This is a genomic window from Bacteroides sp. LFL-34 (genome assembly GCF_027257075.1).
Taxonomy (GTDB): Bacteria; Bacteroidota; Bacteroidia; order Bacteroidales; family Bacteroidaceae; genus Bacteroides; species Bacteroides ovatus.
This window is the reverse complement of sequence record NZ_JAPQKZ010000040.1, coordinates 1-24,489: the sequence shown is the minus strand read 5'-3', so window position 1 is coordinate 24,489 and position 24,489 is coordinate 1. Positions and strand designations below refer to the sequence as shown.

22 protein-coding genes are annotated in these 24,489 nt (G+C 41.6%); 8 read left to right on the top strand and 14 right to left on the bottom strand.

The features are described 5' to 3' along the window. The 5 genes from N5O98_RS20450 to N5O98_RS20430 form a co-directional block, all read right to left on the bottom strand. Nucleotides 1–432: an acetyl-CoA carboxylase biotin carboxyl carrier protein gene (locus tag N5O98_RS20450; protein WP_004300895.1), complete on the bottom strand. Its 432-nt coding sequence runs from the start codon at nucleotides 430–432 to the stop codon at nucleotides 1–3. Between the two features lie 24 nt (nucleotides 433–456). Then, nucleotides 457–1,377 carry an OadG family transporter subunit gene (locus N5O98_RS20445; protein ID WP_032851526.1) on the bottom strand — a complete coding sequence of 307 codons (921 nt, stop codon included), beginning with the start codon at nucleotides 1,375–1,377 and terminating at the stop codon, nucleotides 457–459. Between the two features lie 31 nt (nucleotides 1,378–1,408). Further along, a complete protein-coding gene (locus N5O98_RS20440) occupies nucleotides 1,409–2,962 on the bottom strand; it encodes an acyl-CoA carboxylase subunit beta (RefSeq protein ID WP_004327014.1) in 1,554 nt (517 codons plus the stop codon). A gap of 28 nt (nucleotides 2,963–2,990) precedes the next feature. Continuing rightward, nucleotides 2,991–3,395 (bottom strand): methylmalonyl-CoA epimerase, encoded by a 405-nt coding sequence (mce, locus tag N5O98_RS20435; protein ID WP_004311398.1) that lies wholly within the window; start codon nucleotides 3,393–3,395, stop codon nucleotides 2,991–2,993. Nucleotides 3,396–3,570: 175 nt separating this feature from the next. After that, nucleotides 3,571–4,569 carry a GNAT family N-acetyltransferase gene (locus N5O98_RS20430; protein WP_008025997.1) on the bottom strand — a complete coding sequence of 333 codons (999 nt, stop codon included), beginning with the start codon at nucleotides 4,567–4,569 and terminating at the stop codon, nucleotides 3,571–3,573. 239 nt (nucleotides 4,570–4,808) lie between these two features. Here N5O98_RS20430 and N5O98_RS20425 point away from each other — a divergent pair, with 239 nt between their 5' ends. The 3 genes from N5O98_RS20425 (at nucleotide 4,809) to N5O98_RS20415 (ending at nucleotide 10,746) form a co-directional block, all read left to right on the top strand. Further along, complete coding sequence (locus tag N5O98_RS20425; protein WP_118161343.1) at nucleotides 4,809–8,048, top strand: SusC/RagA family TonB-linked outer membrane protein; 3,240 nt, start codon at nucleotides 4,809–4,811, stop codon at nucleotides 8,046–8,048. 24 nt (nucleotides 8,049–8,072) lie between these two features. Next, a complete protein-coding gene (locus N5O98_RS20420; RefSeq protein WP_004300878.1) occupies nucleotides 8,073–10,097 on the top strand; it encodes a RagB/SusD family nutrient uptake outer membrane protein in 2,025 nt (674 codons plus the stop codon). Between the two features lie 106 nt (nucleotides 10,098–10,203). Further along, nucleotides 10,204–10,746, top strand: coding sequence for a beta-class carbonic anhydrase (locus N5O98_RS20415; RefSeq protein ID WP_004321516.1), 543 nt, complete (start codon nucleotides 10,204–10,206; stop codon nucleotides 10,744–10,746). 74 nt (nucleotides 10,747–10,820) lie between these two features. Here N5O98_RS20415 and N5O98_RS20410 read toward each other — a convergent pair whose 3' ends face one another. Then, a complete protein-coding gene (locus tag N5O98_RS20410) occupies nucleotides 10,821–11,045 on the bottom strand; it encodes a hypothetical protein (protein ID WP_008774788.1) in 225 nt (74 codons plus the stop codon). A 122-nt stretch (nucleotides 11,046–11,167) separates the two neighbouring features. Here N5O98_RS20410 and N5O98_RS20405 point away from each other — a divergent pair, with 122 nt between their 5' ends. Genes N5O98_RS20405 through N5O98_RS20385 form a run of 5 tightly spaced genes read left to right on the top strand, consistent with a single transcriptional unit; the run spans nucleotide 11,168 to nucleotide 13,968 of the window. Continuing rightward, nucleotides 11,168–11,704: a nitroreductase family protein gene (locus N5O98_RS20405; RefSeq protein ID WP_004327009.1), complete on the top strand. Its 537-nt coding sequence runs from the start codon at nucleotides 11,168–11,170 to the stop codon at nucleotides 11,702–11,704. A gap of 2 nt (nucleotides 11,705–11,706) precedes the next feature. Further along, entirely contained in the window at nucleotides 11,707–12,042 is a 336-nt protein-coding gene (locus tag N5O98_RS20400; protein ID WP_004300874.1) for a hypothetical protein, read from the top strand. 7 nt (nucleotides 12,043–12,049) lie between these two features. After that, nucleotides 12,050–12,844: a Rossmann-like and DUF2520 domain-containing protein gene (locus tag N5O98_RS20395; RefSeq protein WP_004311403.1), complete on the top strand. Its 795-nt coding sequence runs from the start codon at nucleotides 12,050–12,052 to the stop codon at nucleotides 12,842–12,844. Then, nucleotides 12,825–13,346, top strand: coding sequence for a KdsC family phosphatase (locus tag N5O98_RS20390; RefSeq protein WP_004304399.1), 522 nt, complete (start codon nucleotides 12,825–12,827; stop codon nucleotides 13,344–13,346). The genes N5O98_RS20395 and N5O98_RS20390 overlap by 20 nt, the downstream gene beginning before the upstream one ends. Nucleotides 13,347–13,386: 40 nt before the next feature. Further along, nucleotides 13,387–13,968, top strand: a complete 582-nt coding sequence (locus tag N5O98_RS20385; protein ID WP_004300871.1) for a Maf-like protein — start codon at nucleotides 13,387–13,389, stop codon at nucleotides 13,966–13,968. Nucleotides 13,969–14,151: 183 nt separating this feature from the next. Here N5O98_RS20385 and N5O98_RS20380 read toward each other — a convergent pair whose 3' ends face one another. The 8 genes from N5O98_RS20380 to pheS form a co-directional block, all read right to left on the bottom strand. After that, nucleotides 14,152–16,359 carry a tetratricopeptide repeat protein gene (locus N5O98_RS20380; RefSeq protein ID WP_004300870.1) on the bottom strand — a complete coding sequence of 736 codons (2,208 nt, stop codon included), beginning with the start codon at nucleotides 16,357–16,359 and terminating at the stop codon, nucleotides 14,152–14,154. Between the two features lie 7 nt (nucleotides 16,360–16,366). Further along, entirely contained in the window at nucleotides 16,367–17,551 is a 1,185-nt protein-coding gene (locus tag N5O98_RS20375; protein ID WP_074705417.1) for a DUF418 domain-containing protein, read from the bottom strand. A gap of 186 nt (nucleotides 17,552–17,737) precedes the next feature. Next, complete coding sequence (locus N5O98_RS20370) at nucleotides 17,738–18,781, bottom strand: porin (RefSeq protein WP_032849282.1); 1,044 nt, start codon at nucleotides 18,779–18,781, stop codon at nucleotides 17,738–17,740. A 24-nt stretch (nucleotides 18,782–18,805) separates the two neighbouring features. Then, complete coding sequence (locus N5O98_RS20365) at nucleotides 18,806–19,783, bottom strand: ABC transporter substrate-binding protein (RefSeq protein WP_008644886.1); 978 nt, start codon at nucleotides 19,781–19,783, stop codon at nucleotides 18,806–18,808. 106 nt (nucleotides 19,784–19,889) lie between these two features. After that, nucleotides 19,890–21,149, bottom strand: coding sequence for a phosphoglycerate kinase (locus N5O98_RS20360; protein WP_004300866.1), 1,260 nt, complete (start codon nucleotides 21,147–21,149; stop codon nucleotides 19,890–19,892). Nucleotides 21,150–21,242: 93 nt separating this feature from the next. Beyond that, nucleotides 21,243–21,920, bottom strand: coding sequence for an endonuclease III (nth, locus tag N5O98_RS20355; protein ID WP_061447805.1), 678 nt, complete (start codon nucleotides 21,918–21,920; stop codon nucleotides 21,243–21,245). Next, complete coding sequence (locus tag N5O98_RS20350; protein ID WP_118161344.1) at nucleotides 21,917–23,116, bottom strand: MFS transporter; 1,200 nt, start codon at nucleotides 23,114–23,116, stop codon at nucleotides 21,917–21,919. Before N5O98_RS20350 ends, nth begins: the two co-directional genes overlap by 4 nt. A 148-nt stretch (nucleotides 23,117–23,264) precedes the next feature. Further along, nucleotides 23,265–24,284 carry a phenylalanine--tRNA ligase subunit alpha gene (pheS, locus tag N5O98_RS20345; protein WP_004300862.1) on the bottom strand — a complete coding sequence of 340 codons (1,020 nt, stop codon included), beginning with the start codon at nucleotides 24,282–24,284 and terminating at the stop codon, nucleotides 23,265–23,267. Nucleotides 24,285–24,489 lie beyond the last annotated feature (205 nt).

Sequence of the window (24,489 nt, the reverse complement as noted above, 5' to 3'; positions counted from 1 at the left end):
TTATTCAATAATTACGAGGTCATTACCTTCAAGAACAGAGTCTCCCTTGTTGACGTTGATGGCAGTAATCTTACCGTCCTTATCCGCATTGATATTGTTTTCCATCTTCATGGCTTCCAATATGATAATGGTCTGTCCTTTCTTTACAGTATCGCCTACATTCACTTTGATGTCGAGGATCACACCCGGCAGCGGAGATTTTACTCCTGATTTTCCGGTAGACGGAGCGGTCGGTTTCACTACTTGAGTAGGAGCAGCAGGAGCATTAGGCATCGGGCGTACTGTCACGGGTTTCGCAACAGGCTTCGGCTGTTTCTCCATTTCTACTTTATAGTGTGTACCGTTCACTTCTACATGAGCGATGTTGTCTTCAATATCTCCGATGGTTACTTTATATGAGTTACCGTTGATTTTATATTTATATTCTTTCATCGTTTTTACTTTTTAAAAGGTGACTTACTTTCTGGGAGGAGTTTCACGCAAAGTGTAAATCTTCGAACTCCATGGTGAGTAGCTGCGTTTTACGCGGGTGATGGTCAGCACCGTTTCTTCTACGTCGTGCACCTCATCCTGCATTTCGTGTAATGCCATAGAAATAGCAGCGTATACTTCGCCCGGAGCCTGTGACAGTTCCTTAGCTTCATGCTTGTCAATTCCTTTAGATTTCATAGCGTTGCGCTTGCTCAAATTAACAGCTACTTTTCCTACAATCTTGAAAGCAATAAAGAGAAGAATCAATCCGCAGAATACTACGCTCATGGCAGAAATGGACATTCCAACGCCATCAGCATCGTGTTCTTCAAACTTTTCCATCTTGGAATTGCTGTCAAGAGTCTTGTTGTTGGTGCTCGGAGTCACGTATTTGTCACCGCTTCCACTTTTTACTTCCCATTCAGCTGCCCCGTCGCTTACACGAGCGTATGATTGATTGGGACCGAGAGTGCCTGCGGGCACTACAATCTGGTCGAGCAACTTCTTGCCGGAGTCGAACAGACCAACCCAATTAGCTGTTTCCGGATTCAGCTTGAAGCTGGTATGGAAAGTACCACGGTTAGGTTCGCCATCTGCCCAGAATAGTGCATGTTGGCGGGGTTTCACTAAGGTAAGTATATCACCTTTCGGGATAAAATAAGTAACTGTATCGCCCGGTTGGCTGCTTACTTTCAGCAAGCAAGCTGCCAGGTCGGCGCTACCGAATGATTTATTGAATATTTCAATCCATGCGCTGTGCAATCCGTAATCGTCCTGAAAATTACTCTGATTGTCTATCAGGATTTCGTTTAGCACCAGCTTATTGTTCGACTTTTGCTCTCCACAAGAAGTCAGACCAATCAGCAACAGCAAAGAAAGGAATATTCCGATTTTGGTTTTGTTCATAATCGTTCTTGTTTTAATGTGAAAAGTAGGATTACAACGGAATATTACCATGCTTCTTAGCCGGATTGCTCAATTTCTTAGTCTGCAACTGCTGCAAAGCACGGATCACACGGAAACGTGTGTTGCGCGGTTCAATCACATCGTCGATGTAGCCATATTTAGCTGCATTGTAAGGATTGGCGAACAATTTCGTGTATTCTGCTTCTTTCTCTGCAAGGAATTGAGCAGGGTTTTCCTGATCTTTGGCTTCGCGTGCGTACAATACTTCTACTGCTCCTGCTCCACCCATTACTGCGATTTCAGCAGTCGGCCATGCGTAGTTCATGTCACCGCGAAGTTGCTTACAGCTCATTACGATGTGAGAACCACCGTAGGATTTACGCAATGTAATCGTAACCTTAGGCACAGTAGCTTCACCGTAAGCATACAACAGTTTAGCACCATGAAGGATAACGCCATTGTATTCCTGACCTGTTCCCGGAAGGAATCCCGGTACGTCTACCAACGATACGATAGGAATATTGAATGCATCGCAGAAACGAACGAAACGTGCACCCTTACGAGATGCGTTGCTATCGAGCACACCAGCCAGATACTTAGGCTGATTAGCAACGATACCTACCGATTGTCCGTTGAAACGGGCGAAACCGATGATGATATTCTTTGCATAATCTTTCTGGATTTCAAGGAATTCACCGTTGTCCACAATAGCGCCGATCACTTCGTACATGTCATACGGTTTAGTAGGGCTGTCGGGGATAATATCGTTCAAAGAATCTTCCAGACGGTCGATTGGGTCTGTGCAATCTACATAAGGAGCTTCTTCGAGGTTGTTTTGAGGAATATAACTCAACAGTTTACGAATCAGCTCGAAACCTTCTTCTTCTGTTTTAGCGGTGAAATGAGTCACACCTGATTTAGTGGAGTGAACGCTTGCGCCACCGAGGTTTTCCTGGCTAACGTCTTCACCTGTTACGGTCTTCACAACTTTTGGTCCGGTAAGGAACATATAAGAAGTACCTTCCATCATTAGCGTGAAGTCGGTCAGAGCCGGAGAATAAACAGCACCGCCGGCACAAGGACCGAAGATACCTGAAATCTGTGGGATAACACCGGAAGCAAGGATATTGCGTTGGAAGATTTCTGCATAACCTGCCAAAGCGTTGATACCTTCCTGAATACGTGCACCACCCGAGTCGTTGATACCGATACAGGGAGCGCCCATCTTCATGGCTTGATCCATGATTTTACAAATTTTCAATGACATCGTTTCTGACAGTGAACCGGCAGAAACAGTGAAGTCTTGTGCGAACACATATACCAGACGTCCTTCGATCGTACCGCAGCCGGTTACTACACCGTCTCCCGGGTAATGTTTTTTCTCCATGCCGAAGTTCGTGCATCTGTGCTCAACGAACATGTCCATTTCTTCGAAGCTACCCTCGTCAAGCAGCATAGCCAGACGCTCGCGTGCTGTGTATTTCCCTTTTTCGTGTTGCTTCGCAATTGCTTTTTCACCGCCTCCGATACGTGCTACGGCACGGCGTTCAATAAGCTCTTTAATTTTTTCAAGTTGATTACTCATGAGTTCTTGTTGGTTTTAGAGTTTATGATTAATGTTCGCAGAGTTCTGTTAACACACCCAAAGTTGATTTCGGGTGAAGGAAAGCGATATTCAAACCTTCAGCACCTTTGCGGGGAGCTTTGTCGATAAGGCGGATTTCTTTGCCTTCTGCCTCTGCCAGCGCATTGGCTACGCCATCTTCTACAGCAAATGCGACGTGGTGAACGCCTGCACCTTTGTTTTCAATGAATTTGGCAATAGTACTCTCCGGGCAAGTAGGCTCCAACAGTTCAATTTTTGTTTCGCCCACTTTTAAAAAAGCAGTTCTTACTTTCTGATCTTCCACTGTTTCAATGTTGTAACACTTCAGACCTAATACATTTTCGTAGTAAGGAAGGGCTTCTTCGATGCTTTTTACAGCAATGCCCAGATGTTCAATGTGTGAAATCTTCATAACTATACTTTTTTTATTTGGTTTTAAATCTGTGCTTATAAGGCATAAAACAGCACAAAGAAAGACATTTCTTATCTAATAAAGAAATATTTCTGCATTTAATTATTGGATTATTAAACAGAAAAAATGGTGGGAAAGGAGCATAAAACATTGTTTTGTAATCTTGAGATTACATTTAGACATAAAACTTGACTAAGAGTTTGTTCAGCCAACTCCAATTGATGCGGAACCAACGGCGGGTACTGCTTTGTTTTCCTCCGAAGCGAAGAACGAAATCACGATAACCGTGTTTACGGAACGGAAGTCCTACATCCATAAATTCCATGTGTCGGAATCCCCGTTGGTGTGCGTCTTCCAATGCTTTCCAAACGGCTAGCACACCCGGATATTGAAGTGCGTATGTCTTTCTCATTCCTCCGGAAAACCAAAGGTATGCGTCGTCTCCCGAATAGATACAGACAGAACCGCCAATGATTTTCTCTTTGTATTTCACAACGAATATTTTTGCCTGTTGTCCTTTGATTAACATATTGTTCATGTGGCGGAAAAAGTCGTTGGCAGGGAAATATCTGCGTATGCGGGAGGAATAAACCTTGTGCAGCATCCGTGAGAAATCGTGTATTTCTTCCACGGTATGTGCCTCCTCTACTTTGGCTCCATTCTTGAGTCCTTTTTTTATCTGACGGATGCGCGACGGGCTGAACCGGTCTTCCGTCTTTTTCATACTGTGCAGCGAATTGCGTACCCGCAGCCAGTTGACAGGGAAATAATCATTGGCACGGAAAACCCGGTAACCGAACATCGAATTATTGAGGTTCCGGAATTCGATCAGGACACAGCTACGCGATGCTTCTTGTGTGAGATGTTCGAGCATATCGCCAAAGACTTCTTCTGCCTTTTCTTTGTTGGTCGAAAGCGACTCATCCAGAAATTCACCTTCGCTATATACTACGCAATGTTTCACTAAAGAGGAGGGAAGCCACTTTTTCGCTTTGCGGATGGCGGCAAGCAGGCGTGCCATAGGTCTGCCGTCTTCTGTTGCCACTATTAATAAAGGAGTATAGCCCGGAGTCGCTTCATAAATCTGAAATAACTCTTTGGAATGGAAGGCGTTTTTTCCTGGTAATTCAGGAATGTCCTTCCCATGATAATATGTGGTTAGTTTAAGTGGCATCTAGGTACAAATTTACACTTTTTATTCTTTATTCAACAACAAAACAAAGAATTTGTTGGAGCTGCTTGAAGTAAAGTATAATATATAGTTGCGTATTTAATGGAGAAAATATATTTTATAGGAGAAATATGGTATGAAAAGTGAGTACGTATTAAAATTAGATTCGTCTTTAATTAAGATTATAATCGAATAGTTTTTGCAAAACAACGAGAATTAATATTAACTTTAAATTAGAACGAATGAGATGTAATGCATTTGTTGAAGCATGGAAGAATCATCATAGACGCGCTTCCATGATTTTAGGGCTGTCTTTATTGTCTGCCCCTCTGTCATATTCTGTGTATGCAGAAGATGGAGTTTCTAATACTATGGTGCAAGTTGTCACACAAACGAAAACTGTGAAAGGAACTATCATTGATGAAAGCGGGGAGCCGCTGATTGGAGTTTCTATCGTTGTGAAAGGAACAAGTACAGGTACGATTACCGATTTTAACGGTAACTTCTCTATCGATCTTCCGGCGGGAAGAAAAGAACTGGTCATTTCTTATATCGGTTACAAAGAACAAACGGTGACAGTGACAGGCAACGGACCGGTCAATGTGAAAATGGTTTCGGACACACAGGCATTGGATGAAGTGGTTGTTGTGGGTTACGGTACGATGAAAAAACGCGATTTGACAGGAGCTATCACTTCTGTAAAAAGTGAAGATGTAGTGATGAATCCAAGTTCAAATCCGATGCAGGCTTTACAAGGTAAGGTGGCAGGATTGGATATTACGCGTGAATCGGGACAGGCCGGTTCGGGAGTAAAGATGCAGTTGCGTGGTAACCGGTCATTCCAGAAGGATTCCGGAAATCCTTTATTTATAATTGATGGTATGCCGGGGGATTATTCTACATTGAATCCGAATGATATTGAAAGCATTGAAGTTTTAAAAGATGCTTCTTCGACAGCTATTTATGGTTCAAGTGGTGCGAACGGTGTTATTTTAATTACTACTAAAGGTGGTAAGGAAGGCAAAGCAATTGTTAATTTTAATGCATACGTAGGTGTAAACGGCTGGTCAAGGACTCCGGAGATGCGTAGTGGAGAAAGTTATATACAAACCTTGAGAGATGCATCTGTTGGTGCTGGCGATGGACGTTGGAGTTCGGTTGCTGATGATAAAAATCTGTTTACTACTGATGCTGAATGGAGTGCACATCAAAATGGCCAATATATAGATTGGGTGGATGCTTTGTTGAAAACCAGTGTAACACAGAATTATTCTGTTTCTGTGGCTGGTGGAACGGAAAAGACAAAGGCATATTTTTCTCTGAACTTCTCTAATGAGGATGGGCAGTTTGCACAAGATAGCTATAAACTTTATTCATCTAAAATCCGGGTAGATCATAAGATTAAAAAGTGGATGAAGGTGGGCATTGATGCTCAACTGTCTTATGTACATCAAAATAAAGCTGATTCTGATTTACAGACTTTGATGGCGTCAAATCCTCTTGGATCGTTGTATAATGAAGATGGAAGCATCAATCCGCAACCTGTTGCCGATCCTTCATCTACAGTATATAATTATCTTTTAAATGAGGATAAAAGTTTGTACCGCAATCAGGCTCAAAACCTTAAGGTCTATTTTAATCCTTACTTGGAAATCACTCCTCTTAAAGGGCTGACTTTTATTACTCGTGCTGGTGCTAGTTTGGGATATTCACGTAGTAACACTTTCACAGGAGAGGGGTCTGTTCAATGGTATAAGGCAAATCAAACGGCAGACGGCATTAAGGCGCAAGTTAAGGACAACCGTTCGTATAATTATAAGTGGGAAAATATACTTACTTACAATTTCCAGATTAAGAAAGTGCATGATATAACTCTTACTGCAGTTACATCTTGGAATCACAATCGTAGCGATGTCACTACTTTGTATCAAAAAGGTGTTTCTGATAATAAATTCTTATGGCATAATATTCTTGATGGTAATTCCGCAACTTCGGGAAGTACTTCTTATAGTATGTCTAAGGGGATGGGATATGTCGGCCGTTTGAACTATTCATATATGGGTAGGTATTTATTTGCTGCATCTGTCCGCCATGACGGCTCTTCCAGACTGGCAGAAGGTAATAAATGGGATACTTTCCCGGCTTTTTCTTTGGGATGGAGAATCTCTGATGAAAAATTTATGGAGAGTACGACTAACTGGTTGAGTAATCTGAAAATTCGCTTCGGATATGGTGTTACGGGTAGTACAGCGGGTATTGATCCGTATTCGTCTGCTGCATCATTGGATGCTACTGCTGTAAATATGATATTAGGAGGTGTTCTGACGCCGATTTATAAATTCTCACAGAATATTCCGAACTATTTGCTTACATGGGAAAAGTCGTATAACACGAATATTGGTATTGACGCTGCATTCTTAAATAATCGCATTGATGTCAGTATGGAATATTATAATACAAAAACAAAAGATGTTATATGGAACAAGGCACTTCCTGTTATTAATGGAGCATTCTCCCCGGATGGCGGACCTAAAGCGAATTATACTACTAATTTAAATATGTGTGAGACTAGCAATAAAGGTTTTGAGTTGGCTCTTAATACACGTAATATTATAACAAAGAACTTTATCTGGAGTTCAAGTGTAACTTTCAATCATAATAAAGAGAAAATAACCAAATTGTCCGGTGGAGATTCAGATGTGCTTAATAATGGTGACACCGGTTATGCATTGGCATTGGGAGAAGCTATTAACTCTTATTATCATTATAAGTTGGATGGTGTATGGCAAAAAGGTGAGGAAACTGATGCGGCGGTATTTGGTGCTGCACCTGGTGATTTGAAAATCAATATACCTAATTTAGTAAAAGAATCTGATGGTAGATTCTATAAAATAGATGAAGAAACGGGTAGTGCTGCTGTAGATGAAAATGGTAATGTTATTTATTACACTTCTGATAATAAATATACTCCAAGTGATGCAGATTATCAAATTCTGGGTCACAACTCTCCGGATTGGTCTTTAGGATTCCAGAATAATTTTACCTGGAAGGATTTTGATTTAAGTGTGTTTGTTTATGCACGTTACGGACAGATGTTTGCTTATGATATGTTGACGTCTTATGACCCGAAGGGTATACGTAACTTCCCGACCTATTTTAATTATTGGACTGAAAACAACCCTTCAAATGATTTTCCTGCCGCCAATGCTAATAAAGGTCTCGAACAATATACGGGATATTACGCATTACGCTATGTAGACGGTTCGTTTATAAAGATTAAGAACATTACATTGGGATATAGTCTGCCGAAATCTATCTTAAAATCAGCCGGTATAGAGAAGTGTCGTTTCTATGCTACCATTACAAATCCGTTTGTATTTGCGAAAAGCCATTTGCTGAAAGACTATGATCCCGAAATGAATGGTTCTCTGAAGTACCCATTGACCAAACAATTTGTATTTGGTGTAAATGTTACATTCTAGTTTTTCACTAAAAAAAGTATTGAAATGAAAAGTACAATCTATAAAATAGCAGCGCTTACATTCGCTGTGGCTTCAATGTCTGCCTGCTCGCTTGATGAGTATAATCCAAGCCAAAAAACAGGAGATGAAATTCTTGCAACGTTCGATGGGCTTAAAGGATTACAGTCTTATTGTTATTCATCACTTTACGGGCAGTTATTCAGTGTCTATGATTTCTTGTCTGTGGCTGAAGGTGGTACGGACTGCTGGATAACTCCTGCCGGTAATCCGGATTATGCCAAGCAGGTGATTTATTATGATGGTTTAGCTACGAATACGAATGCTACAAATAAATTATTCGGTCAGGCTTATTCTATGATCGGTAATTGTAATGCAGTAGTAAACAGGGCTGAATTACTAACGGATGGCAATGAAAAAGATATAACGACGTTAGTGGCTGAAGCCCGCTGTCTTCGTGCGTTTTATTATTCCATATTGGTGAATACGTATGGGAATGTAACGTTAACATTGGAAGAATCGTCTCAAGATCCTATTTTGACTCCGCAGCGTAACTCTATTGAAGAACTATATACGCAGATAATTGATGATTTGAAATTTGCGGCCAATAATCTTGAAGATACTCCTTATGATAATAATCGTGCGCGTGTGACTAAGAAAACCGCGTTAGGACTTTTGGCTCGCGTTTATGCTCAAGGTGGTGGCGAATATGGGCTGACAGAAGAGGGAGTATCTTATTGGCAACGTGCTAAAGAAGTGGCAGAGGACATGATTTTAGCGTATGGTGACTGTCTGTATGATGATGTGGAAGATGTTTGGGCTCCGGCAAATAATCGAAATAATAAAGAAGCTTTATTTATTGCTGCCGGTCCGGATGCTACGAATTTGGAGAACTGGAATGCTGGAACACAATGTAATAACAACTTTACTTATATGTATCCAAAGCCAAATACTCTCACTATTTATCCTACTCCGGATAATCAAAATTATTGGTATGGACGTACTAATAATAATACGTTGGCACCTTCCAAATATTTGCTGGATTGTTTTGATGCTGATTATGATAAGCGGTGGGAAGTAACCTTTACTACGGCTTTTGTACAGTTTTCTGCCGTACAGTCAGGAGGTAGTTATTTATTTACTAATAAGAAGCAGACATTGGATGATGGTACAAAACCAAAAATTGGAACAAAACATGGCGTAAATGATAATATTAGTTCATTTACAATTCTTACTCAAAATATAATCGATACTTATGGATTGGATGCAAAATTCCATAATGAGTATATTTATCCTTATGGTGATTTGAATTATACATATTATGATGGAACTTGGGCGCCCAAAATGATAGCCAAGGTTTGGCCGAAAGGTGAAAATAGCGGTGATCCTTCCAAATTGCAGGAAGTGAAGAACCCCTATGTGATACCTTACCCTGTAGCTGAAGATGATGATAGAATCTGTTTCTACTTATCAAAGGAAAGACTTTCGGATGCGGAGAAAGCGAAACGTAGATATTATGTAATCAATATTGATGATTTGTTTGATAACGGACAATATCGTAAAACAGATATAAAAGTTACTAATGACAAAAATATGTACCCTGGTTTCAACAAATACAATTGGTTGTCGGAAGATTCATATAGTAGCAATTTGCAACGTAAGACAGGTGATGTGTTCATTATGCGTATGGCTGAAGTATATCTGATTGCAGCTGAAGCTAACCAACAATTAGGAAATGGCGGAAAAGCTGCTGAATATTTAAATGTACTGAAAAAGCGTGCCGCTCGCAATGATGCATCTTACAATGCTATGAAATTGAGTAATGCTACACAGAATGATGTTATGGACGAATATGCTCGTGAATTATGTGGAGAATATCAACGTTGGGTATTGATGAAGCGTCACAAAGATTCTTTTAAACAACGTCTTGCTGTTGGTAATCCTCGTGCAGCTGAAAATTTTGATGAAAACAAGCATTATTTGCGTCCGATTTCTTTTAACTTCTTGAGTCAGATTGATAATGCAGAAGAATATGGAAACAATGGGTATTAGTACTCTTACAGATTAAATTTAGATTAAAGAGGGGATATGTCGTGATGATATGTCCCTTTTTTCTATATCTTTGTGTAATCGAACAGAACTTTTAAAAAGCGGAACTATGTTAGAAGAAATTTTAGCTTACAACAAGCAATTTGTTGAGAACAAGGGATACGAATCGTATATTACCAATAAATATCCCGATAAGAAAATAGCTATTCTTTCCTGTATGGATACCCGACTGACTGCTTTGCTGCCAGCAGCATTAGGAATTAAGAATGGCGATGTGAAAATGATAAAAAATGCAGGTGGGGTTATTTCCCATCCTTTCGGTAGCGTGATACGTAGTTTGCTTGTTGCTATTTTTGAGTTGGGGGTAGAGGAAATAATGGTGATTGCTCATTCTGATTGTGGAGCTTGCCATATGCATAGTGAAGAAATGCTCGAAAAAATGAAAGCACGCGGAATCAATCCGGATTATATTGACATGATGCGTTTCTGCGGAGTTGACTTTCATTCGTGGCTGGATGGTTTCGAAGATACGGAAAAGTCGGTGAGAGGAACAGTCGATTTTATTGTACGCCATCCTTTGATCCCTTCAGATGTGACAGTCTACGGATTTATTATTGATTCTACGACCGGGGAATTAACGCGGATTGTATAGATAATTAGATAGATAGGTAAATAGGTAAATAGATAAACAGCTTTTTTAATCCCCTAAATATAGTGACGCCATTCTTATTGTGTAGTGTCGCTATGTCTGGAGGATAGTGACGCTATTTTGAAGACAAAAAAATAAGGCAGCTTTTTGTCGGCTGCCTTTATCTTTCTGCGGTTATATACTTTCTTTGACTGGTGCACTCGTTTGTGACAAATAGGGTGTCCGTACATCTCAATTTCTGCCTCACGGCTAGCTTTACGATTCGCTTTAACGTAATCGTCTTGTGTAATTCGCTTTTTCATAATGAAATTATTTCTCTGTGCAAAGATACAATATATTCTTCATTTAGTATAAACTTTTATTTCCTATTACGCTCGGTTTGCATTATCTTTGCATACATTAATCAAATGAAACCGGAAATAATATGGAAAATTTCAGTGAATTAATAAAGAACCGTCGTAGTATGCGGAAGTTCACCGATGAAGAATTGACACAAGATCAGGTAGTTGCGTTGATGAAAGCAGCTTTGATGTCCCCTTCTTCCAAACGTAGTAATAGTTGGCAGTTTGTAGTGGTTGATGATAAAGAGGTATTGAAAGAATTGTCTCATTGCAAAGAACAGGCTTCTTCGTTCATTGCCGATGCAGCTTTGGCGATTGTTGTAATGGCCGATCCGTTGGCCAGTGATGTTTGGATTGAAGACGCTTCCATTGCTTCCATCATGATACAGTTGCAGGCTGAAGATCTTGGCTTGGGAAGTTGTTGGGTGCAGGTTCGCGAACGTTTCACTGCCACCGGAATGCCTTCCGATGAATTTGTCCATGGAATTTTGGATATTCCCTTGCAACTTCAGATTCTTTCTGTCATTGCTATCGGACATAAAGGGATGGAACGTAAACCTTTCAATGAAGAACATCTTCAATGGGAGAAAATTCATATTAACAAGTTCGGAGGAAAATAAGTATGGGAGCTGCTAAAGCGAATAATAGTAAAGATACCTATCTGGCTACTGCTGTTACCTTTATTGTAATCGGAGCACTTTTTCTGATCGATAAGCTGATTCATTTTTCTTCCATTGGGCTACCCTGGGTGATGAATAAGGACAATATGCTATTGTACGCCTCGATCTGTTTCCTTATTTTCAAACGCGATAAATCAATTGGTTTTGTGTTGCTTGGGCTTTGGCTAGTGATGAATATCGGTTTGGTCATGTCCTTATTGGGTTCGTTATCCGGATATCTGTTGCCATTGACACTGCTCATCATCGGAATCGTTTTATTCTGGTTTGCAAAACGATAAGAGAATAATGAAAAGAAGTATAGAAGATACACCGATCGTGTTTATCGGTGCAGGTAACTTGGCTACTAATCTGGCGAAAGCTCTTTATCGTAAAGGTTTCCGCATTGTACAGGTATATAGCCGGACTATGGAATCTGCCCGTACCTTAGCCGAGAAAGTAGAAGCTGAATATACAACAGATTTACAGGCAGTCTCCAAAGATGCAAAATTGTATATCGTATCGTTGAAAGATGATGCTTTAGTAGATTTGTTACCGCAGATAACAGAAGGAAAGCAAGCGTCTTTGTTGGTGCATACGGCAGGAAGCATTCCGATGAGCGTTTGGGAAGGGCATGCAGAACGTTACGGAGTATTTTATCCGATGCAGACATTCAGCAAACAACGTGAAGTTAAATTTCAGGAAGTGCCTTTCTTTGTTGAAGCGAAAAGGCCGGAAGACGTGGAATTGTTGAAGGCTGTTGCCGCCACACTTTCGGAAAAGGTCTACGAGGCTTCTTCCGAGCAACGTAAGAGCCTTCATTTGGCTGCTGTTTTTATCTGTAACTTCACCAATCACATGTATGCATTAGCAGCTGATTTGCTTGAAAAATACAACTTGCCTTTCGATGTCATGCTTCCGCTGATAGATGAAACAGCACGTAAAGTCCACGAATTGGCGCCACGTGATGCACAGACCGGACCCGCTGTTCGTTACGATGAGAATGTGATGAGTAATCATCTTGCCATGTTGGTAGATTCTCCGGCATTGCAGGAAATATATAAACTAATGAGCAAAAGTATCCATGAGCACCATCAATTATGATTTATCCCGTATCAAAGCTTTAGCTTTTGATGTGGACGGAGTATTGAGTTCGACAACCGTACCTTTGCATCCTTCCGGAGAACCGATGCGCACGGTGAATATCAAAGATGGGTACGCCATCCAGTTGGCTGTGAAAAAAGGACTTCACATAGCTATCATCACCGGTGGCCGGACAGAAGCGGTACGTATCCGTTTTGAGGGACTGGGAGTGAAGGATTTATACATGGGTTCTGCTGTGAAGATACATGATTATCGTGCTTTTCGTGATAAGTACGGATTGACCGATGATGAAATTCTATATATGGGTGATGACGTGCCGGATATTGAAGTGATGTGTGAGTGCGGACTGCCATGCTGCCCGAAAGATGCCGTGCCGGAAGTGAAATCCGTTGCAAAGTATATTTCTTATGCAGACGGTGGTCGTGGATGCGGACGTGATGTAGTGGAGCAGGTGCTGAAAGCTCACGGTCTATGGATGGCGGAAGACGCCTTCGGTTGGTAACTTAATCATAAATAATCGTTGTTTAATAACGAATAAAACCATGCTTGATAACTTAAATAAATATCAGATTATATTAGCTTCCAATTCTCCCCGTCGGAAAGAACTGATGTCGGGACTAGGAGTAGACTATGTAGTCAGAACATTGCCGGATGTAGACGAGTCATACCCGGATACATTGGTGGGTGCTGAAATACCTGAATATATTGCCCGTGAAAAGGCGGATGCCTACCGTACCATGATGAAGCCGGGAGAATTATTGATTACGGCAGATACCATAGTTTGGTTAGATGGGAAAGTGCTTGGAAAACCGGAGGGTAGGGAAGGAGCCATTGAAATGCTTCGCGCTCTCTCGGGAAAATCTCATCAGGTTTTCACAGGGGTTTGCCTGACTACTACCGAGTGGCAAAAAAGCTTTACCGCTTCCTCCGAAGTGCTGTTTGATGTCTTGTCGGAAGATGAAATCCTGTATTACGTAGATCGTTATCAGCCAATGGATAAGGCAGGAGCTTATGGCGTTCAGGAGTGGATCGGGTATATCGGGGTTAAATCAATTTCCGGTAGTTTCTATAATATTATGGGGCTTCCCATACAGAAACTGTACGGAGAGTTGAAAAAGCTGTAGTAAGTATCTTGAATATATCTGAATATATCAGTGTAATAAACTTATTGATTACATGAAATACATAAGATATACTTAGTCCAATAATGCACAAAGGCTACCTCAAAATAGAAAATGAGGCAGCCTTTTTCTGTATTTTTAAGCAGGAACATTTACTGAATATCCCAAACTGAAAGATGTGGAAGACTATAATAAATCCAACATCAGAGGAATATCTTCTTCCCGAATTCCTTGTGTGAGAAGAGCTTCTTCATCTTTATGGAACATTTCCAGGAATCGTTCCCGGTTTCCACTAGCCGTAATGGCTTTTCCATAGAAAACGGACGCTTTCTGAATATCTCCCATCACCCAGGCAACATGTCCTGCATTCATATAGTCAATAGCCAGAGGCTTTTGTTCTATTATTTTTTCATAATACTTCATCGCCTGTTCATGTTTCTGGCTGATAAATGAACACCATCCGATACCACGCCATGCCTTAATACAGTTGTTCTCGATGAAATCCAGTTTGAAGAAATAATTCAGTGCTTCTTCATATTGCCCCAATTCGGCCAGACAGCTACCGATATGGAAAGTCACATTGGTATCTTCCGGAGCAGCTTCTTCTACCTTCTTATAATAGGTGATTGCTACCTGGTAATTTCTGTTCAACCGATAACAAATAGCCAGATGGCGATTGTTCCAGATATTATCCGGTTTCAACGTGTCTGCTTTCAGGTAAGCCTGGATAGCTTCTGCATATTTCTTTCTTTTCTGCAATGCATAGCCAAACTTCTGGTAATATTCAGCACTCTCTCCTTCGAATCCGCCAATCGTTTCCAACTCTTCATAAATTTCGATAGCCTCGTCCCAACGTTCCTTTGACAGGTAGAAATCGGCAATGGGGAATAATACATCTTCCCAGTGCAATATATTGTCGAGTGCAGGGACATGATGAAGATCGAGCTTCTCTTTAAAAATATCTCTGAATTCACTCTTGCGCACACTAAGTTTGAAGAAACGATACAAATCGTGCAGGTACTGGTTGCTGACCGTTCCCGGACGTTCATTGAATTTCTTCATCGTCTCAACATTCGATTTCTCCGCCAATTCTGCAACCTGTTGTTCATTCAGTTGGCTCAACATCATATCCTGTTGTGACTGTGGCAATTGATGGATCGTGAAAAAGAGAGAGTACTTATCACTGTTACTGAAAAATCCCGATTGAAGAATTAAATCCAGTAGACTGCCTCCCTGATTTCCTGCCTGCTTCATTGCCTTGAGCACATTAGACTGTTGCTTGCTGAATGGATAAAACCAGTTATGCACCTCGCGGAAGAACGGATAGTTTTTCAAAGCCGCAAAAGTACTCATATATACATCTGCACCCTCCAACTGCAATTCGTTCATTTCACGCAATTTATCCCCCAGTCCGGATTTCTCGAATGCATCTTCCCAATCCGGATTCATGTCGTTGTTCTCTTCATCGCTTTCTTCAAAGCCGAACCGCATATTTTTCATGGAGGAAACATTCTTCAGCATTTCGGGAATAATCTCCTCCCTCATCTTTTTGTCAATCTTTTCCGTTTCCTGACATAATAGCATTTGGCGGTAAATGCGAGCGACATCTTCTCTGAATGAAGGAATTTCTTCCATGAGATCCACCCTTTTTATCAGTTCCGGATAGAAAGTAAGTCGGCTTCTGTAAATGTGGAAAATAATCATCGCACCAACCAATGCCCGTTGGCTGACGTTGACGTTGGGATGCTCGTAAGCATCAAGCAACCACATTATTTTTCGTAAGTCGAAACATTCCATCAAGCTCAATGTGAGGGCACTGACAAATAAGCATAAGTCGTCTCCCGGAAGTAATTCCGAGGCAAGCATGGCTTTTGCATCTTCCTCGTCTTCGGGAGTCCAGGCACTGTTCGTCCATGTTCTGATAAACATAAACTTGAGCGTGTCCTCATGCCGCTTTAATACTTCATCCATCTTTTCGTCAGACAGTAATCCACTGACTGCCAAGTCGTCATTAAAAGACTCCAGTATGTGTAATATGGTTTTAAGACCATAGTTTGACAAATCTGGCGATTTGGGAGTACGTCGTACTTCATGATAGTATCTTGATGAAGCGTTATCCAATATGAGCAAACGTGATTGGTCGGCAATTCCCCACGTGTCTGATACCATTTTCTGATACAGATTCCATCGTTCAGGGTCATTTGCTCCCTGTTTCATGTATTCCAGCATATATTTGTAGGAAGTCTGCAATTGTTCCAGGCGAGTGCGTAGATCCCAGTCAGGACACTGCCACAGCAGAGATTCCAACTGCATCAGAGCTTCCTTGAGCCTTTTCTCTTCAAGTAAGGTACGTATATATGCGTATTGTTCATTAATCGTTTTTTCGTTCATCATTATTTAATTATTTATTTTTTCCAATCCAGGTCAAACGTTTCCAGAGACCCTCAAAAGGACCATGTTTATGGTGTCGGAGCCACCACGAACAGAATACCATTTGTAATAGAACAAAAAGGATGCCAAAAAGGAAGCTATAGGTGATTCCTAAATATCGTCCCAATTCGAATCCCCAATGATAGAACAAAAGAGAACCGAAAATGGATTGCCCGAGATAATTCGTTAAACTCATTTTACCATAAGATGTGAAACGCATAAAGAAACTGCGGTCTTTCACACGGTAGAAAGTCAACAGTAATCCTGTCACCAGTAATACCATGAAACTAAGGCTGCTGAATGAACTTAATATCAACTGTAGAGGAACAAGGACGGCACTCCGTTCGATGAATTCCGGCAACATATTGTTCAATCCGTAGATGGGGAAGAAGCAGAGAAGCGAAATGGCTAATGCTTTTAACCACAAGCGTTCGTTCTGTTCGCTATACAGGAAATATTTGCGGCGGCCAACCAGCATTCCGAATAGGAATAATCCCGGTGTTTGTAAGATACGTCCATGTTCCAAAGCCCAGGTCATGTTAGCCATTTGTCCTTCCCACATATTCATGCGGACTGTTTCAAGGAAGTTGCCATGTTTTTGTACGTCGAAAGCGATGCTGAAATAATAACCTGCCAAACTTTTACCTGCCACATAGTCAGGATTGCACAAGGCATAGATCAGTTTTGCCCAGTCGATAGGTTGAAGGATTAATAAAGTAGCAAAGATGGCAACTGTACGGTCACTCATCCGGCAGAATATCGGCAGGATAATTCCTAAAATCGCATACATGGTTAATATTTCGCCGGTAAAGAAAGCGGCATTGAATTGTCCTATAATGAATAGGATGAATAATCTCCATAAAAAACGCAGGCGGAAATCTTTCCCTCTCCGTTGTTGGTTATTGTCCTGAATATAGAAACTGAAACCGAAGAGCAAAGCAAATACAGCGTATGCTTTATTACTGAATGTGAAGAATAATCCTCTCCAGATAGCCTGATCGGTAAATTTCATCCATTCAAAAGGGACTTCTTCCGGGAAAGAATAGAAATTAAAGTGTTCGATGCTGTGCAAGAGGATGATCCCCATTACTGCCAATCCTCTTAATACGTCGGCCACGTCTATTCGGGCGTTGGTTTCGGCGATTTTACTTTCCATGTTTTTTGTTCTGTTATTAATAAGATTTATATTTTATAATTATTTGATTCGGCTGCTTCAACTCTACTGCTTTAATCCTATTGTTAAGGTACTACTTACTATAGCCTTGATACTTTACCTTGGAACTTAACCCTGATACTTCGGCTCTAATACTTAATACCTAATACTTAAATTTAGTCCTTGAATTTAAAACCTCACTTGTACCTGTGCTTGTATCAGGTTGGAATCTTTTTGTCCATCTCCTTTCTTATTACAAAAGGTGTATTGTGCCTGTAACCGGCATCTGGGATAAAACCAGTATTGTACGCCTGCAATATAGTTATTTTGTTTGAAATCTGCACTCTTGTTAGGGTTGAAATAATCGTACGAAGCGATGAAATCGAAATTCCGGGCAAAACGCACGCTTCCTGTTGCATAGAAACCTTCGCTTTTCACACTCCGATCTTTTCCGGCAAGATATTCCGTACGCAGATTAAAAGTGGAAGTGGTGACAACCCCTCCTGCACTCCAGCGTCTCTTGGCGTAATTTTCTCCTGCTTTGATTCCGGTATATTCAGAGTCAGCTATGGCGTGTCCTGTTCCGCGGATAAACGAACCACCTACGGACAACCATTTCAGCGGATTAACCATCAGATTACCGACCACATCTTTTTGACTGTTTTTGTCTTTGGTATTCAGTCCCTGTCCGTTCATTACAGCTACTTTATATTGTAGGAAGTCACGAAATAATTTCCCGTGAAGCATCATACCGATATCCCGTCCGGAAGTCATTCCGTAACACTTATCGCTACCGCTTACTCCTGCCAGATAGCAGACAGACTGTGAATAGCAATTGATAAGTTCTACTGTAGTAGGAGACAATTCGTTTTCTATGGTATAAGGAACCTTGAATTCACCGATACGTGCCGTAAGTCCGGGGAGAAACTGATAATCGGTATACACTTCGAGTAACATGCCCCCGTTGTAGAAGTCGTACATAAAATCACAAGTCCACCGTTTGGTGATCTTTCCGTGTGCCATGAAAATGATTCGTTTGATGTCGAATGTGTTATCCGGATTCGCTGCATCGTCATAAGTGTATCCCAGTTGGGCATATCCGGAGAGACTAATCCGTTCTTTCAGTGTGTTGACAACTTGATTTAATGGTGTCTGCTCCTGTGCCAGGAGAGGATTTTGCATACTTGTAATGCATAATACAAAGGTTAAGAGTTGGAGTAGTGTTTTTCGCATGAGTTAGTTGTTATTTGATTTTGATTATGGTTGATACTGTATTATGGTTGATACTGTGGGAATAAATGTAGTGTCAATCAGATTCTTTTCAGAGTAGGTTTGGGGTATTCGGTGATTTTCTTTCAACCAGTGTATAGCCTTGTCTATCGCTTCAGCGGAGGGGCGTTTTGCTTTTTGATAATTGGGGAGGGCGACGAGTCCTGTCAGATTTTCGGGCACACCTATTTCTATCAATACTTGCTCCCATTCTTTCTGCGGGTGCATTTTTATGTAATCTACTCCCAGGTTATATCCTGTGATGAGTAGCTCGATTTCTTCTCTCTTCTCGTTGAGCGCTTTTCGTGAAAAAGCGGTAGCGGTGAAATCGATACCCAACTCTTGCGTACTTACCAATGAACGATGTTTACTGTTCATGGCGATGGATGCGGCAGGGTCGGGTAGGAAAGAGGCATCAATTTGATTGTACTGCAACATTTGCAGACGGAGAGGAAGCTGGCCGATTTCCGGCATGTTTATTTCCGCATGCTTGATTCCGGCTTTGCTTAATAGCTGGTCGGTGGCATATTCGATAACTGTGTTGCGCGACACGGCGATATTCTTTTCCTTGAGCTGTTCCAGTTGGTTGATGTTACTTTCTTTGGAGACAATGAAGCAGAAATAACCATCATTCTTCAGGATGAATCCTAAATCAGTATGATGAATAGCTTGTAATGCTACCGCACTGGGATAGTCAGTAATCATGCCATCTATTTTCCGGGTTTGGAAAGCAGCGTCCCGGTCGTTGGCAGAGTTGAATGAAAGAATGGTCAAATCCAGTCCTAATGAGTCGTAAATGCCTTGCGTTTTGGCTATATGAAAAGGAAGTCCGTCCAGTGTAGGCATCATGCCCAGGGTAAGTGGTTGCAGTTCGGTTAGAGGTAAAAAAGAGCTGTCTCCTTTCTTACTCTGACAAGAGTAAAGGAAGAAAAGGATGAACCAAAAGAATAGTATCGGTCTTTTCATACCTCGTTTTTATAAATAAGAGGAATTCTGTTTTTATAAATAAGGGCAACTCTTTTCACAAAGAACTGCCCTTCTAATAATTAACTATGTGATTTTAACAATTATCTTATTCTTGAATAGCAGCGATACCCGGAAGAACTTTTCCTTCGATTGCTTCGAGCAATGCGCCACCACCAGTTGAAACATAAGATACACCGCTAGCCAAACCAAACTTGTTAACACAAGCTACAGAGTCGCCACCACCAACAAGTGAGAATGCGCCGTTCTTAGTTGCTTCAACGATTGCTTCACCTACTGCACGTGAGCCGTGAGTGAAGTTGTCAAATTCGAATACGCCTGTAGGACCGTTCCAAAGAATAGTCTTAGATTCTTTGATAACGTTAGCGAAGATTTCTTCAGTCTTAGGACCGATATCAAGACCTTCCCATCCGTCAGGAATTTCGTCAACAGCACAGAATTTAGTATTTGCATCGTTAGAGAATGCGTCAGCAATCTTAGCGTCAACAGCCAATACCAGGTTTACACCTTTTTCTTTTGCTTTTTTCATCAAATCCAAAGCCAGGTCAAGTTTGTCGTCCTCACAGATAGAGATACCGATTTTACCACCCATTGCTTTAGTAAATGTATAAGTCATACCACCGGCGATGATCAGGTTGTCCACCTTGCTCAACAGGTTTTCGATGATTTCGATTTTAGAAGAAACTTTAGAACCACCCATGATAGCAGTGAACGGACGTTTGATATCGTTCAATACTTTATCAACAGCTTTCACTTCTTTTTCCATCAAGTAACCGAACATCTTGTTGTTTACATCGAAATATTTAGCGATCAATGCTGTAGAAGCGTGTGCACGGTGAGCAGTACCGAATGCGTCGTTTACGTAGCAGTCAGCGTAAGAAGCCAATTTCTTGGTAAATTCTTTCTGGCTTTCTTTTACTGCTTTCTTAGCAGCAGCTTTTTCTTCGTCAGTTGCATCTTCTGCCAAACCTCTTGGTTTGCCTTCTTCTTCAGCGTAGAAACGAAGGTTTTCGAGCAACAGCACTTCTCCCGGTTGCAGAGCAGCAGCTTTTACAGCAGCTTCTTCGCCCATGCAGTCGTTAGCGAACTGAACTTCAACGCCCAGCAATTCAGACAGATGCTTGATGATATGTTTCAAAGAGAATTTATCGGCAACGCCTTTCGGACGGCCCAGGTGAGAGCCAATGATGATGCTTCCGCCGTCTGCCAGAATCTTCTTCAAAGTAGGAAGAGCTGCACGCATACGAGTGTCATCTGTAATGTTGAAGTTTTCGTCCAGGGGTACATTGAAGTCCACGCGAACAAATGCCTTTTTACCGGCAAAATTGAATTTGTCAATTGTCTGCATAATACTCTATTTTTATTTAAAAGTGTTTTTAAAATTCTTCTTTTAGAACGACCGCAAAGTTACTATTTATTTCGGTTCCTTGCTATTAAATCGTTATTTATTCTTGGCTTTTGGTTCCTCTTTTGTAACTTTATAGGTGTTACAGAAATATTTGCACATCATTTGCAAACCACAGGTGTCACATTTGGGAGTACGTGCCTGACAAACGTAACGGCCGTGCAGGATGAGCCAGTGATGGGCAATCGGTATGAGCTTTTCCGGAATATTCTTCACCAGTTCTTTTTCCACGCTGAACGGGGTGGTGCAACTGTCCGGCACCAGTCCGATACGGTGGCTGACACGGAACACGTGTGTATCTACCGCCATTGCCGCTTTTTTGAATACAACCGACTGAATCACATTGGCAGTCTTTCTTCCTACACCGGGCAACTTTATCAGATCTTCCAGATTATCCGGCACCTCGCTATTGAAGTCATTCACCAGCATCTTTGCCATACCGACCAGATGTTTGGCTTTGTTGTTGGGATAAGACACGCTTCGTATATATTCGAAAATCACTTCCGGCGTAGTGGCAGCCAATGCTTCCGGAGTCGGAAAATCTTTATACAAAGGAGGAGTGATGATATTCACCCGTTTGTCCGTACATTGTGCAGAAAGAATAACAGCGATCAGCAACTCATACGGATTGTTGTAATGCAGTTCGGTTTCGGCTACAGGTACATTGTCCTGAAACCAGGCGATTACTTTCTCATAACGTTCTTTCTTTCTCATCGTAGCTTGTTTTTATGGTAATGAGGCGTCACTTTTAGTTTGAAATAGAGGGTGGAAACTACCGTCAGGCAGGCTCCGAAAAGATAGGCCTTATCAAATGTACTTATTTCTGCGATATATCCTCCCGTCAGCATACCGATACCGATTCCTACATCCCAGGAAGTGAGGTAGGTGGAAGTCGCTGTTCCCCGCTGACTGTTGGGGGCGAGGTTGACAAACAGCGTGTTAAATGCCGGAAACATAATTCCAAACCCGACACCCATTAATAATGCGATGCCAAAAAACAGTAGGGTACAGGCTGTATCATTCCATTGAATCAGATATACACAAGTTGAAAGCAGGAAGAAGCTGAAAACAACCAGGTATAATCCGGCAGCTATTACTTGCGTTATTTTTCCGCGATCCACCAGTTTTCCTGAAAAGATACGCGAGATGGCCATACCGACTGCCATAAAGGTGAAGAAGAATCCGGTTTGTGTGTTCAATCCTATTTGGCGGGCGTACATGGCAACATAGTTGGTCGTCATTCCGTAAGGGATGGAAAGTAACAGCAGACTAAGTCCGGCAGGCAGTCCTTTCATCAGGATAAAGCGGTCGAGCGAGATCGGTTCCCGTTTCACAGGAGGCTTGTAGGGCGTTTTAACCAGACTTGCGCATAGAAAACCTAAAATACAGGAACCGAATGCATAGCAGAATATCGTAGCAAAAGAAACTCCCGCATCATGCAGAAACAGTCCGAACATCGGTCCGATGGACATGGCTGTATTGTTGGTAAGCCCGTAATAACCTAAGCCTTCCCCTCGCCGAGAAGAGGGCATAATGTCTATTACTACCGTGTTTCCGCCTACTGTGACCATTCCGAAAGAGACGCCATGAATGATTCGGAATATAATAAATAAGGTAAGGGAACCGGCAATTAAATATCCGCCGAACATCATCATAAAGATGAAGTAAGCAAACAGATAAAGAGGTTTTCGGGCAAACGTGTCGAGCAGATAACCGGAAAATGGACGGATACAGAGAGCTGCCACCGTGTAGCAGGAGAGGACAATGCCGATAGTGGAATTTCCAGCTTGGAAGAATTCGGATAAATAGAACGGCAAAACAGGAATCAGCAACCAGAAACCGAAGTATAGCAGGAAGTTGGCTGCCAAGATGAAACAATAACTGGGAGTAATGAGTCTATCCTTTGCCATAATGAATGATCGTTCAATCGACCGATTCGCATTGATTGGAAACCAACGCCGTTGGCCTGATTGGTCTGTTGATGAATATGCCAATGTCCCGATCACCGTCCGACGGTTTCATTGGGAACATTGGCATACTGGTAAATTTAGCACATTATTAATATGCCGCTTCGAATTCTTTTAGGAAGCGTGTATCGTTTTCAGAGAACATACGGAGGTCTTTCACCTGATATTTCAGGTTTGTGATACGCTCGATACCCATACCGAGGGCATAACCGCTGTATATTTTGCTGTCTATACCATTTGATTCAAGTACGTTCGGGTCTACCATACCGCAACCGAGGATTTCTACCCAGCCGGTGTGTTTACAGAACGGACATCCTTTACCGCCGCAGATATTACAGCTGATATCCATTTCCGCACTTGGTTCGGTAAACGGGAAGTAAGACGGACGCAGACGGATCTTTGTATCAGCACCGAACATTTCTTTGGCGAAGAGCAGCAATACCTGCTTCAAGTCGGTGAATGATACGTTTTTATCTACATACAGCGCTTCTACCTGATGGAAGAAACAGTGTGCGCGATAGCTGATAGCTTCGTTACGATATACACGTCCCGGACAGATGATGCGGATAGGAGGCTGTGAAGTTTCCATCACACGGGTCTGTACAGAAGAAGTATGTGTACGCAATACTACGTCCGGGTGAGCTTCGATAAAGAAAGTATCCTGCATATCGCGTGCCGGATGGTCTTCGGCAAAGTTCAGTGCCGAGAACACGTGCCAGTCATCTTCAATTTCCGGACCTTCGGCAATGCTGAATCCCAGACGGGCAAAGATATCAATGATTTCGTTCTTTACAATGGTGAGCGGGTGGCGTGTACCGAGTTCTACAGGATAAGCCGAACGCGTCAAATCCAGTCCGTCACAATCGTTGTCCTGACTTTCAAACATTTCTTTCAGCGCGTTGATTTTGTCCTGCGCTTTTGTTTTCAGTTCATTCAGTCTCATGCCGACTTCTTTTTTCTGTTCGGCAGCTACATTACGGAAATCTGCCATTAAGTCGTTAATGGCTCCCTTCTTACTTAGGTATTTGATGCGGAGAGCTTCGAGTTCTTCGGCATTGGAGGCGTGTAAGGCTTCCACCTCTTTCAGAAGTTGTTCAATCTTAGCTATCATATTTTCGATGTATTGTTATTCAGTTTCTTAGTAAAAACCGTGCAAAGATATAATTTTATCACGAACCATCGAAATAATTTGTATCTTTGTTGCCGGAAGTTACTAAAAGAGTGTAAACCGCTGGAAATGAGCGTGTGTTAATTGCTCATTATGGTAATAGGTTACGGATTAGTAAGTTATCTACTACATTATTCTTCTGCGTATT